Consider the following 13,637-nt stretch of genomic DNA (forward strand, 5'->3'; position numbering starts at 1 on the left):
GTGACAGCTTTTAACAGCCGGCATCATTGGCTCGCTTTGGCGTTGGTAGCGTCGACAACGGGATTCGCGGGCGTCGGTTCCGCGCAGTTGGTGAAGCCGGGCACCGCCCCGGCCAAGGGCCCCGACGCGCCCAAGCCCAGCGACCAGCCGCAGTCGAACGATCCGCGTTCCGACGCGCCGATCGTGCCGGACGCCGAGTTCGACAACGCCCTGCCGCCGTTGAGCGGCGACTTGAACGCGCCGTTGGAAGCAATGGCGCCGTTGCCCGTTCCGTCGACCCAGACACTTGCGACACCAGCCACGGCAACGACCCCCGCCACGACGCTTGCGGGCGACGTTCTGCCGCCGACCGGCCCGAGCGACCCGCAACTCGCGCAGCCGCTGACGCCGCTGTCGAGCTTCGACACGACCCCGCTCCAGACCGCGGCGGACATCAAGGACAAGGACGCGCCCGAGATCCGCTACGAGACCGCGACCAAGGGTCTCGACAAGGCGGGCGACGGGCTCGAAGGCGAATACAAGGCGCTGTCCGCACTCGCCGAGGGCAAGGGCAAGGCCGCGAACGCCACGCAGGTCGCGGCGCGCGCCCGCGAGGACGAGGCGCTGGCGGTACGGCTGTTGAAGTCGCTCGGCTATTACGATGCGACCGCGATCTCGACGATCGAGACGATCCCCGATGCCGACAAGACCAAGCCCGCGCGGCTGAAGGCAACCGTCAGCGCGCAACCCGGCCGGCTCTATTCGCTGTCGTCGATCACCGTGAAGGCGGACGCGACGACGCCCCCCGACCTCGTCCGCACGCAATTGCCGCTCAAGGTCGGTGACCCGATCGAGGCAGCACGCATCCAGGGCGCGGAGGCGAACGTCAGCCTGACGCTGCCGCAGCAGGGCTATCCGTTCGTCAAGGTCGGCGAGCGCGACATCCTGCTCGACGATCAGACCCCGACCGGCGCGTACACGCTGCCCGTCGATACCGGGCCGCGCTCGTCGTTCGGGCAGCTTCGCACCGAGGGCGATCCGGTCTTCAATCTCGAGCATCTGAACCTCTTCCCGCGGTTCAAGTCGGGCGAACTCTACGACAACCGGATGACCGACGATCTGCGCGATGCGCTGGTCGCCACGTCGCTGTTCTCGACGGTATCGGTCGAACCGGTCCGGACGGGTACAATCAACCCCGACGGCACCGAGCAGGTCGACCTGCTGGTCCGCCAGAGCGAGGGCAAGCCGCGCTCGCTCGGCGGCAATGTCGGGTTTTCGACCGGGCAGGGCTTCCGCGCGGAAGGCACATGGCAGCACCGCAACCTGTTCCCGTACGAGGGCGCGCTGATCGGATCGGTGATCGCCGGTACGCAGGAGCAGGGTGTGTCGGGCACGTTCCGCCGCGCCAACGCAGGCCGCCGCGATCGCACGTTCAGCCTGACCGCGGGCGCGAACCATTCGAATTACGACGCCTATGACGCGTTCACGACCAGCGTTGGCGTTCGCTGGAGCTACGACTCGACACCGATCTGGCAGAAGCCGCTGACCTATTATTACGGCGGCGAACTCGTCGGCACGAACGAAAGCGTCTATGATTTCGGTCGCGGCGAGAACGTCCGCCGCACCTACGGCATCGTCGCGTTGCCGGGCCAGGTGAAGTTCGATCGTTCGGACAGCCTGCTCAACCCGACCAAGGGCTATCGCCTGACGCTGAACCTCAGCCCCGAGACGTCGGTCCAGGGTTCGGTCAAGCCGTACATCCGGACGATGATCGAGGGGACGTTCTACTATCCCGTCTCCAGCAGCATCGTCATCGCCGGGCGCGCCAAGGCGGGCTCGATCCAGGGCGTCTCCCGCGACGATCTTGCACCATCGCGGCGCTATTACGGCGGCGGCGGCGGATCGGTCCGCGGCTATGGCTATCAGCGGCTCGGGCCGTTCGATCCCAACGGCGATCCGGTCGGCGGGCGCTCGCTCAACGAATTCGCACTCGAGGCCCGCTACCGGTTCGGCGATTTCGGCATCGTGCCGTTCATCGATGCCGGCAACAGCTATGAGAGCAGCACGCCGAACCTGTCGTCCCTGCGCTACGGCGCGGGCATCGGCGGGCGCTTCTATACCAGCTTCGGCCCGATGCGTTTCGATGTCGCGACGCCGCTGAACCCACGCGAGGGCGACGGCAAGATCGCCCTCTACATCTCGATCGGGCAGGCATTCTGATGGCCGAAAACGGCACTCCGCACGTCGAGACGACGCACGAAACTATCATCGTCGAACGCCGCCCCTTGTGGCAGCGCATCCTGAAATGGCTGGCGATCCTGGTCGTCGGCCTCGTCGCGCTCGTCCTGATCGTGCTGTTCGGGATCAACACCGATCCGGGCCGGCGCCTCGTTGCGGACCAGATCGGCGGCTACACCACCGCATCGGGGCTGAACATCAAGGTCGGTCGGATCGACGGCTCGATCTACGGCGCGATGACGCTCAGCGACGTGCGCGTGTCCGATCCAAAGGGCGTGTTCCTTACGAGCCCGAAGCTCGCCGTCGACTGGCGTCCGTTCGCGTTCGCCAAGAACCATGTCGACGTCCGCTCGCTGACCACGCCGCTTGTCACGCTGCAGCGCCGTCCGGTGCTCAACGCGACGCCGACCGATCCCAACGCGCCGCTGCTGCCCGATCTCGACATCGACGTGAACCGTCTGGTGATCGATCGCTTCCTGATCGCCAAGCCGGTCACCGGCCAGACGCATATCGTCAAGATCGATGGTGCGGTCCACATCGCCGACAAGCGCGCGCAGCTAACCACCAACGCGACCGCGCTGACAGGGCCGGGCATCGCCGGTGGCGATCGTCTCGTGCTCAAGCTCGACGCGGTGCCCGAGCAGAACAAGCTCGACGTCAATTTGAAGCTGACCGCACCGGTCGGCGGCGTCGTGTCGACGATGGGCGCGTTCAAGGCGCCGTTGACCGCGACCGTCGACGGCCGCGGTAGCTGGGCCTCGTGGCAGGGTCGCGCTGTCGCGACGCTCGGCGGCGGACAGCTCGCCAACCTCGGCCTGACCGCGAAGAACGGTCACATCGAAGTGCGCGGCTCGACGCGTCCCGGCCTGTATCTCGAAGGTCCGGTCGAGCGCCTGACGTCGCCACAGCTCGACGTGGCGATCGATACCACGCTCAACGACCGCAAGGCCGACACGCGGATGACGCTGAAGTCGGACGCGCTCGCGGTCGACGCCGGTGGCCTGATCGATCTTGCCAACAGCCGGTTCGGCAATTTCGCGGTCAACGCGAAGCTGCTGACGCCGGGCGCGATCCTGCCGAACCTGCGTGGTCGTGATGTCACGGCGCGCGTCGTGATCGACGGTGCGTTCGCTACGCCGACGGTCGACTACAAGGTCCGCGCGGCAACGATCGCATTCGGCGACATGGGCGTCGAGAACCTCTACGCCGAGGGGCTCGCACGCGTGAACTCCGACCGCATCCTGGTGCCGGTGAAGGCGCGCGCGCGTCGCGTGACGGGGCTCAATGCCGCCGTCGGCGGGCTCGCGACCAACGTCGCGATCGACGGCGACTTCGCGATCTCGGGCGTCAACGTCCTCTCCGACAACCTCAAGATCCGTTCGGACAAGATCGACGCGACCGCGGTGGTCGTCGCGAACATGGCGACCGGGCGCTACACCGGCGCGCTCAAGGGGCGGATCAACAACTACCGCGTCGACGGGATCGGCATCGTCAACCTGACGACCGACGCCAAGCTGGTGCCGGGACCAAACGGCGGCTTCGGGATCACCGGCCGCGTCGTCGCGCAGACCTCGCAGATCTTCAACGAAGGCGCGCGTAGCTTCCTCGGCGGGAACGCGATCGTCCGCTCGGACATCGGCTACAGCCCCGAAGGCATCGTCACCTTCCGCAATCTCCGGATGAACGCGCCACAGTTCCGCGTGACGCGTGGCGAAGGCCGGTTCGATCCGGCCACTGGCGCGGTGCTAGTGAACGCCGATGCGTATTCGACCGCCTATGGCCCGCTGTCCGCTCGCGTCACGGGCAGCGCGACGGCGCCGGTCGTCGTCCTGCGCGCACCGCGGCCGGGCGTCGGCGTCGGCCTCGTCAATCTCAACGCGCGGATCGTCGGTCGCGGCGGCGCGTATGCCGTCACCGCGAGCGGCGGCACCAACTATGGCCCATTCACTGCCGACGTGTTGGTCAAGCCGGGCGCGCAACTCGCGGTCGACGTACGCCGCGTGGTGTTCGCCGGGATCGTCGGCAGCGGCCGGATCGTCCAGACCACGGCAGGCCCGTTCGCGGGTGCGCTCCAGTTCGGGGGGCAGGGCCTGTCGGGCAACGTCCGCCTCGCCAACCAGGGCGGCTACCAGCGCGCCGACGTCGCGGCGCGCGCAAACGGCGCCAAGATCCCCGGCATGGTCGACTTTACCATCGGCCGCGCGATCGTCAGCGCCACCGCGGTCATGACGCCGACCCCGCAGATCGTCGCCGACGCGCAGATCGCCGACATGCGCTACGGCGCGATCGTCCTTTCCGCGGCCCGCGCCAAGGTCAATTACGTCGGCGGCAACGGCACCGCGCAGGCGTTGCTGACCGGCTCGAACGGCGTACCGTTCCGCCTTGCGGTCAACGCCAAGCTCAGCCCGAACAACTACCTCGTCGCGGCACAGGGCCAGGCGAACGGCATCGACTTCCGCACCGTCAACCCGGCGCGCATCCAGGCGGTGAAGGGCGAGTATCGCCTGTCGCCGACCCGGATCGACTTCGGTGGCGCAGGCGGCGGCTCGGCGCGCTTGGCCGGCAGCTATGGCCGCGGCACGAACGCGCAGGTCCGGCTCGATCGCCTCGACCTGTCGACGCTCTCCGCTCTCGTCCCGAACCTCGGCATCGGCGGCAAGGCGACCGGCAGCCTCGACTTCGCGCAGTCGAACTCGGCTGCACTGCCGACCGCAGACGCACGCGTGACCGTCACCAACTTCACGCGCTCGGGTCTCGCTGCCGTCTCCGACCCCGTCGACATCGTGTTCGCCGGGACGCTCGGCGGCGACGGTGCGACCGGCCGTGCGCTGGTCCGTCGCGGGACGTCGGTCATCGGCCGGATGGTCGCGAACCTGCGACCGCTACCGGCGGGCAGTGGCTCCTGGAGCACGCGCCTGATGGCCGCGCCGCTGTCGGGTGGGATCCGCTACAACGGCCCGTCCGCGGTGCTGTTCAGCTTTGCCGCGATCCCGAACCAGCAGCTGTCGGGGCCGATTGCGGTCGCCGCCGACTTCTCCGGGCGCCTATCCGCACCACAGTTGAACGGTGTCGTCCGCGCCGACAACCTGACCTACGACAACGAGACCTATGGCACGCGTCTGTCGCAGATGCGGATCGCCGGGCGGTTCTCGAACACCGACCTCCAACTGACGCAGCTGACTGCGAAGGCCGGCGACGGCACCGTGCAGGCGCAAGGCTCGATCGGGTTTGCGGCGGACAGTGGCTTCCCAATCGATCTGCGCGCGACGCTGAATAATGCGCAGCTTGCCAAGAGCGACGCGATCAGCGCCACGACGACGGGTACGGTGCACCTGACCAACGGACGCAACGGCGGCCTGATCCAAGGCGATCTGCAGATTCCCGAGGCGCGCTACCAGATCATCCGCCAGGGCCAGGCTGAGGTGCCCGAACTGACCGGTGTCCGCCGGAAGAGCGACATCCGGACGCCAGTCTCGACCGATCGCTCGGACGTCCCTGCGATCGGCAAGTTCAAGCTCGACCTTCGCGTTCGTGCGCCGAACCAGCTGTTCGTTTCGGGCATGGGCCTCGAGTCCGAATGGGAGATGGACATGCACATCGGCGGCACGTCTGCCGCACCGATCGTGACCGGCGGCATGGATGTGGTCCGCGGCACCTATTCGTTCTCGGGCAAGCGGTTCGAGGTGAACAAGGGCCAGATCCGCTTCCGCGGCGGCGCGCTGACCGATCCGGATATCAATATCCAGGCGACCACCACGACCAGCGACATCACCGTCGTCATCAACGTCACCGGGACCGGCCAGAAGCCGCAGATCGCGTTCACGTCGACCCCGGTTCTGCCGCAGGACGAAGTACTCAGCCGCCTGTTGTTCGGGTCGAGCCCGGCCAATCTGTCGGCGACCGAGGCGATCCAGCTGGCGTCCGCGCTGAACTCGCTGCGTGGGTCGGGCGGCGGCGGTCTGAACCCGCTTGGCAAGCTCCGTTCGGCGACCGGGTTCGACCGGTTGCGCGTGCTCGGCGCCGATCAGGCGACCGGCCGCGGGACGAGCCTTGCTGCGGGCAAGTACATCACGAAGAACATTTATGTTGAGATCGTGACCGACGCGAAGGGCTTCACCTCGACCCAGCTCGAGATCGCGCTGACCAAGGCGCTCAGCCTGTTGTCGGCCGCGGGATCGAGCGGCGGGCAGAGCGCGAGCGTGAAATATACGAAGGACTATTGAGTAAAGATCACAACAGGATAGGTTCGGTTATGAAACCTACGGCGTAACGCCGGGGCGCGAGGATGCAGCATGACCGAACATGTCGACGTGATCGTAGTGGGCGCCGGCATTTCCGGGATCGGCACCGGCTACCACCTGCAGACGCGTTGCCCCGACCGCAGTTACATGATCCTTGAGGGCCGGCAGTCGATGGGCGGGACGTGGGACCTGTTCCGCTATCCCGGCATCCGCTCCGACTCGGACATGCACACGCTGGGGTTCGTTTTCCACCCCTGGACGGCGGCCAAGTCGATCGCCGACGGCCCTTCGATCCGCGCGTATGTCGAGGAAACGGCGCAAGCGTACGGCATCGACCGAAAGATCCGCTACGGCCACCACGTAAAGTCCGCTGCGTGGTCGACCGAGGACGCGCGCTGGACCGTCGAAGCAACCGGCCCCGACGGTCCGGTAACGTTGACCTGCAACTTCCTCTCGATGTGCGCGGGCTATTACAATTACGCCAAGGCCTATTCCCCCGAGTTCAAGGGCACGGACAGCTTTGCCGGGCAGATCGTCCATCCGCAATTTTGGCCTGAGGACCTCGACTATAGCGGCAAGCGAGTCGTCGTGATCGGCAGCGGCGCGACCGCCGTGACGCTGGTTCCGTCGATGGCGAAGACCGCGGCGCACGTGACGATGCTCCAGCGCTCGCCTACCTATATCGTCGCACGGCCGGGTGAGGACGGCGTGGCGAACTGGCTGCGGGGCAAGTTGCCGGCAAAGGCGGCCTACGGCATCACGCGGTGGAAGAACGTGCTAATGGGTATGTTCTTCTACCGGATGGCACGGAAGAAGCCCGCGGTCGTGAAGGAGCGGATGATCGGCATGGTCCGCGACCATCTCGGCCCGGACTACGACGTCGCGACACACTTCACCCCGCGCTACAATCCGTGGGACCAGCGCGTCTGCCTGGTGCCGGACGGCGACCTGTTCACGGCGATCAACGCTGGCACCGCCTCGATCGTCACCGACACGATCGCGAGCATCACGCCCGAGGGCATCCACCTCGATTCGGGCAAGGACCTGCCCGCCGACGTGATCGTCACCGCGACGGGCCTTGAGCTTCAGTTGATGAGCGGGGTCGTGTTCAGCCTCGACGACAAGCCGATCGAACTCGCCGGCCGGCTACAGTACAAGGGCATGATGTTCGACGGCGTGCCGAACCTGTCCTCGACCTTCGGTTACACCAACGCGTCGTGGACTTTGAAGGCGGATCTGACGGCGATCTACATGTGTCGCCTGTTGAACACGATGAAGAAGCGCGGCCTGCGTCAGGCGACGCCGTTCAATGACGATCCGACGATGAAGAGCGAGTCGTTCCTCGATTTCACATCGGGGTACGTGCAGCGCGCCGCTGCGGCTTTACCGACGCAGGGGGAGCGCAAGCCGTGGAAGTTGAACCAGAATTACGCGCTGGACGTGCTCGCGCTAAAGTTCGGCTCGATCGATGATGCGATGCGGTTCTCGAACCCGGTGCAGGCTCCGGTGCGGCGGGAGGACGTTACCGCCTAAGGGTATCGTCTTGAGTCCCGACTAGCAGTCGGGGCATCCAGGATCGGCGCGGGGTTTGCCTAAGCAGGTTCACGCTTCGCCGATGGGAAGACTATAAAGCAAAATCAGCGCGTAGCGGGCGGGCAGTTGCGCCGAAGTGCCTCGGTCCAGACAGCAGCCACTTTAAAGTGTCGGCCCGAACACCGAGGCGCGCCCTTATTCGACGCCTCCGCAATGTTCGAGCCGACCGGCATTCACCAGGGGCGAATGCCTTCGCCGTAAACGAGCGCGATAATGAGCTTCAGCATGTTTTGCTCCCTAATTGGCACCGAGAAGGTGCCGGTCCCGAATATCGGTTAATGAAGCGTTAAACAATAACATTTGTAATTTGTTAACCATCTTCTTGGCGTCCGGGCGTGCTAAGTGCTTAAGGGTATATTTATGCGTCCGAGCTATTCGGGTTGGGATGAGCCACATTCCGCACGGTCAGGTCGTAGGCAGCCCGCATTTAGGGGGCATTCGGCTGTTGGACGCCGACCTGTCGATAAAGCGCACGCGGGATGCGATATGCCAGGCTTCACAAGGTTCTTGGCGGTTTCTCGTGCTTGCCGAGGTTGCGAATTTCGCGGTGTTGCGGCGTCATCTCGGACGATCGAGGGCGGACACCGTGATAGTCGATGTCGCGGCGCGGATCGCCGATACGCTGCCCGACGCCAGGGTCATGGTCGCGGGACGCGACACGGCGGAAATCGTCTTCGAGAGCGAGGCACGGCTAGCCTTGGACGTTGCGATCGCCGCGCTGGAAATCGCGTTCGAGGACCCGTTCGACATCGACGGTGAGTCGTATGTGATCCATATCCAGTTGGGGGCTGCCGCCGCCTCGGCGCATCGCGACGAGGTCCTGCTCATAGAAGAGGCCGAGCACGCGTTGCGCGAAGCCCGGGCCGAACGAATCACGATCGCGCGAGACGTAACCGGCAACCCGGCGGCAATGGATCGTGCCGAGCTATCGCTGGACCTGACGCGTGCGATCGAAAAGGAGGAACTGTTCCTCCAATACCAGCCAAAGGTTCATCTCCGTCGCCAGGAGGTCACGAGCGTCGAGGCGCTGGTCCGCTGGAACCACCCGACACGCGGGCTCGTGCTGCCCAACGACTTCATTCCTCTGGCCGAGGAGTCGCGGGATATCGTCGCACTCACGTTGTGGACGATTCGCCGTTCGATTGCCGATCAGAAGGCACTGGCTGCCAGTGGTCACGACCTCCGGATTTTCATCAACATCGCGGGGGCATTGCTCGCCGACAAGCGTTTCGTTCGTCGCGCCTGCGAGTTGGTTCAGGCTAGCGGGGCGCAACTCGGGTTTGAGATCACGGAGACGTCGGTCATCCGTGACCCGGAAAGCGCGATCGCGAACCTCAAGATATTCGCGGATATCGGGATCGTAATCGCGATCGACGATTACGGCGCCGGCTTGTCGTCGCTGGCGTATCTGAAGCAGTTGCCGGCACGCGAACTGAAGATCGACAAGCTTTTCGTGACGCAACTCACGAGTTCGAATCGCGACCCGCTGATCGTCCGCTCGACGATCGACCTCGCGCACGCGCTCGAGATGGAGGTGGTCGCAGAGGGTGTCGAGACCCAGGCGGCGATGGCACTGTTGTCGGTGATGGGCTGCGACATGATCCAGGGCTTCCTCATTAGCCGACCGATCAACCTCGATGCGCTGATCCACTTTCTCGATGACGGAAAGTATCAGGCTTTGGCAGCCGATATGCGCGCGCCGTTCAATCGGCTCGCGACCGTCTGGAAGCGCGCCTGATCGCAATGGCCCAGCGCTGGATCGTAGCGGCCGCCGCCGTAGCCCTGACGTTCATCGGCCCAGCCGTGTCCGCGCAACCGGCTATCGTCCAGGCAGAGGACGTTGCTGCCGACCGATACGAGACGACGGTTGCGGATGCCAATGCGACGATGCTGGTCGATCCGGCCAAGGCGTTGCCCAAAGCGATCGTCGCCGAACGCCTTGGTGCACAAATCGCCGACGAGAAAGCTCGCGGCATCGCGATCGCCACCGCGCAATGGCTGCAAGGCGAGGCGTATCTCCGGATCAATACTCCCGACAAGGCGGATGTGCTTATCCGGGGGGCACTTGCGGCGGTGAAACGGTATCAGCCAAAGTCGAAGCTTCATGCCGACCTGCTCATATCGATGGGGTGGCTCGACAGCTATCAGGGCCATGTCGGCAATGCTCTGATCGACTATCAACTGGCATTCGGTATCTACCGAAAGCTAGGCGATGCCCGGGGACAGTCGCGGGCGCTGGTCTTTATAGCGTTGCTCTACACGCAGGCTAAGGACCCTGAGACGTCCGATCGCTATTATCAGCAGGCGCTCGATATCTATCGGGGGGACGTCAATATCGCCGTCTCGGTTTACAACAACCGTGCCTTGGTGTTCGCCGAGGACAAACAATACAAGAAGGCCGCGGAGCAGTTCAAGAACGCGCTCGATCTCGCGAAGCAGCTTAACAGCAGGAACCTGCTCGAGCTGATCTATATGAACATCGCGCGCGTGCAGCTCGAACTTGGCAACCTGACGCTTGCGGACCGGGCGATCGCGAACGGGCGGGCGATGGCCGATCCCAGTGACCCGAGTCTCGCAGGGCGCCTGACTGCAACGGCAGCGCAGGCGGCGTTGCAACATGGTGACCTGCCACGCGCTAATCGATTGATCGAAAGCGCGTTGGTCGGGATTGATCCAAAAACCACGGGCATTTCGTACCGCGATTTTCATCAGACCGCGTACAATGTCTTCACGGCAACGGGCGACACCACTTCGGCGCTGGTGCATCTGCAAGCTCTCAAGCGCCTTGACGACGCTGGCACCAAGCTCGCCACCGACACGAAGACTGCGCTGATGGCGGCGCGGTTCGACTTCGCCAATCAGGAGTTGAGGATCAGCCAGCTCAAGGCCAGCGAATTGCAGCGCAGCATCGCGTTCGAGCGCACGCAGGCGCGGACTCAGCGGAATATCTTCATCGCGACGGGCGCGGCGGTCGCGGTCGTCATCGTTCTGCTGGCGATCGGGCTGGTTACGATCCGTCGCAGCCGGGATCAGGTACGTGCTGCCAACGACGACCTTGCGACGACGAACAGCGCATTGGGTAAGGCGCTGGCCGCCAAGACCGAGTTCCTGGCCACGACCAGTCACGAGATCCGGACGCCGCTGAACGGTATTCTGGGCATGACTCAGGTGATGCTGGCGGACCCGACGCTTCCGGCGGACATGCGCGACCGGCTTGGCGTGGTGCATGGCGCCGGGATCACGATGCGGGCGCTCGTCAACGACATCCTGGACGTCGCCAAGATGGAAACCGGCAACCTGACGATCGAGGCGGCTCCGTTCGACGTCTGCGCAACGGTGACGGACGCTGCGCGGATGTGGGAAGAGCAGGCGCGCGCGAAAGGCCTTTCCTTTGCCGTCGATGTCGGCGGTTGCCCTGCGATGATCATGGGCGACGCCGCACGGGTTCGACAGATCGTCTTCAATCTCCTGTCGAACGCGCTGAAGTTCACCAAGACGGGCCATGTCGCACTGAGCATCGAGGTCGGCGACGACGACCGGTTGCGCGTTGGCGTCACCGATTCCGGCATCGGTATTCCCGCCGACAAGATCGAGGAGATCTTCGAATCGTTCCGTCAAGCCGATGCCGGGACGACACGACAATTCGGTGGCACTGGCTTGGGACTGTCGATCTGTCGCAATCTGGCGCGGGCCATGGGCGGTGACGTGTCCGTCAACAGCATCGTGGGGCAGGGGGCGACCTTCACGCTCGTCCTGCCGCTTGTCCGGGCCGACACGAAGGCGGTCGAGATCGTCGAAACGGATACGCGACCGGGCACGCTGATCGTCGATCGCAATCCGATCACGCGCAGCATGTTCAAGACTTTGCTCGCGCCTTACGGCGGCCCGATCGCCTTCGCGGCGTCGGTCGACGAAGCGGTCATGCGTCTTGCCAATGGGGACGTCGCGCGCGTGCTGATCGACGATGCGACGGTGCGCGCGAGCGACAACGCGCTGGGCGGACTGTCGCGGATTGCCGAGGCGGCGTATATCTCGGGCGCCGAGACGACGTTGCTATGGCCTGTCGCCGCAGAGAAGGAGCGCGAGGAACTGCTGCGTACGGGGATCACGCGGGTCGTTGCGAAGCCGGTGAGCGGGGGTGCGCTGATTGCGATCATGTTCGATGGATCGGTATCTGCCAACGGCGTGAATCCGGACCTTGTATCGCATGCTGCATGAGGCGTAGAGGCCTGCATATGGCCACGACATATCCTCCTTTGATCTATGTTAAGTGGGGATTGCGGTGAACGTTTTGTTCATCGAGGACGACCGGATGAACCGTCGTGTCGTCAAGGATATGCTCGACGTTGCCGGCGTATCGATGGTCGAGGCGGAGAGTGCGGAACGCGGTCTCGAAATCCTCGATGAACAGGAGTTCGCGATGATCCTCGTCGATCTGCGGATGCCGGGCATGGATGGTATCACCGCGATCGAACATATTCGTGCCCGGCAGGACGCCAAAGCCAAGGTGCCGATCATTGTCGTTACCGCGGATATCGCGCCCGATCTGCGGGAGCGCTGTATAACGGCGGGTGCGGACGACGTTATTTTCAAGCCGGTCGCGATGGATTCGCTGTTCGACGCGATGGGTATGATCTTGGCACGGGGCGCCGACGGCGACGGCCTGATCGTCTAGGCGTCGCTCTGGTCGTGGCGCCCTAGCGCCGCGCCGAGCGATGCAGTCGCGCTGCCGCGTCTCGCTGGCTTGGGCTGAGACGGGTCTGGCGACCAGCCGGTCAGGAACACGATCTGGAATGTCTCGTGCGTCCGGCCACGATCGTCGGATGCGCTAGCGAAGGCAGCGGCGGTCCGTCCCACCGTCGCCGACACGAGAGGCTGGCGCTCGGCCAGGATATTACCCGCCCCCATTCCGCGCAGATCACCGAACAGCCGGCCGAGATCGCGGTACCCGACGTCGAGCGTCTCCACATCGGCCACGGGTAGAGCAAACCCCGCGCGCATCAGCAGGTCGCCGGCAGATCGTACGTCGATCTGTGGGTGGAGACGCGCGGCGGGCCGCTCGCTTTCCGCGGACCTCAGTGCGCTGCGCAGTGCCGGCAAACTTCCCGCACCGACGAACGCGCCGAGAAACAGGCCGTCAGGACGCAGCACGCGGCGGATCAGCGTCAACGCGCCGGGCAAGTCGTTGACCTGATCGAGTACGCCAGCGCTCACCACGAGATCGAACGAGGCGTCGGCGAAGGGGAGGCGATCCTCGTCTGCCTGCACGCCGCCCGGCTTGGCGGCAAACGCGAACCCCGCATCGCAGCGTGCCACGCGAGCACCCGGCGGGGGGGTGAAGGCGCCGTCGAAACAGCCGAGATCGAGGATGTCGGTAAAGTCTCGCGTCACCGCATCCAGCCGCTCGGCGATCCCGTCGAGCATTGTTGCCCGCAGGAAGTCGTGCTCGGCATAGCCCGGCGCGGCGCGGTTCCGGCGAACACGGCGCGCGGCGCGGTCGAAGATCTCGGGGGCGGAGTTTTCTGAAACGATATCGGACACGTCTTCGCTTGTGCCGTGGTCGCTCGCCTCCGACAAGGGCTGGCA

The 13,637-nt window shown here is 65.0% G+C and carries 7 protein-coding genes; 6 read left to right on the top strand and 1 reads right to left on the bottom strand.

The annotated features are described in order from the left end of the window. The 6 genes from C8J42_RS05260 to C8J42_RS05285 all read left to right on the top strand — a co-directional run bounded on the left by C8J42_RS05260 (window position 1) and on the right by C8J42_RS05285 (window position 12,726). Window positions 1–2,199, top strand: coding sequence for a BamA/TamA family outer membrane protein (locus C8J42_RS05260; RefSeq protein WP_243644091.1), 2,199 nt, complete (start codon window positions 1–3; stop codon window positions 2,197–2,199). Then, a complete protein-coding gene (locus C8J42_RS05265) occupies window positions 2,199–6,440 on the top strand; it encodes a translocation/assembly module TamB domain-containing protein (RefSeq protein WP_133019127.1) in 4,242 nt (1,413 codons plus the stop codon). Before C8J42_RS05260 ends, C8J42_RS05265 begins: the two co-directional genes overlap by 1 nt. 69 nt (window positions 6,441–6,509) lie before the next feature. Continuing rightward, window positions 6,510–7,991: an NAD(P)/FAD-dependent oxidoreductase gene (locus tag C8J42_RS05270; protein ID WP_133019128.1), complete on the top strand. Its 1,482-nt coding sequence runs from the start codon at window positions 6,510–6,512 to the stop codon at window positions 7,989–7,991. A 505-nt stretch (window positions 7,992–8,496) separates the two neighbouring features. Beyond that, complete coding sequence (locus C8J42_RS05275; RefSeq protein WP_268795424.1) at window positions 8,497–9,789, top strand: EAL domain-containing protein; 1,293 nt, start codon at window positions 8,497–8,499, stop codon at window positions 9,787–9,789. A 5-nt stretch (window positions 9,790–9,794) separates the two neighbouring features. Continuing rightward, window positions 9,795–12,269, top strand: coding sequence for an ATP-binding protein (locus C8J42_RS05280; RefSeq protein ID WP_243644094.1), 2,475 nt, complete (start codon window positions 9,795–9,797; stop codon window positions 12,267–12,269). A gap of 64 nt (window positions 12,270–12,333) precedes the next feature. Continuing rightward, window positions 12,334–12,726, top strand: coding sequence for a response regulator (locus C8J42_RS05285; protein WP_133019130.1), 393 nt, complete (start codon window positions 12,334–12,336; stop codon window positions 12,724–12,726). Here the strand turns inward: C8J42_RS05285 and C8J42_RS05290 are convergent. Further along, window positions 12,723–13,583: a class I SAM-dependent methyltransferase gene (locus tag C8J42_RS05290; protein ID WP_133019241.1), complete on the bottom strand. Its 861-nt coding sequence runs from the start codon at window positions 13,581–13,583 to the stop codon at window positions 12,723–12,725. The two genes, C8J42_RS05285 and C8J42_RS05290, sit on opposite strands and share 4 nt — an antisense overlap. Window positions 13,584–13,637 lie beyond the last annotated feature (54 nt).

It is taken from the genome of Sphingomonas sp. PP-CE-1A-559, from assembly GCF_004340965.1.
In the GTDB taxonomy this organism is placed as follows: domain Bacteria; phylum Pseudomonadota; class Alphaproteobacteria; order Sphingomonadales; family Sphingomonadaceae; genus Sphingomonas.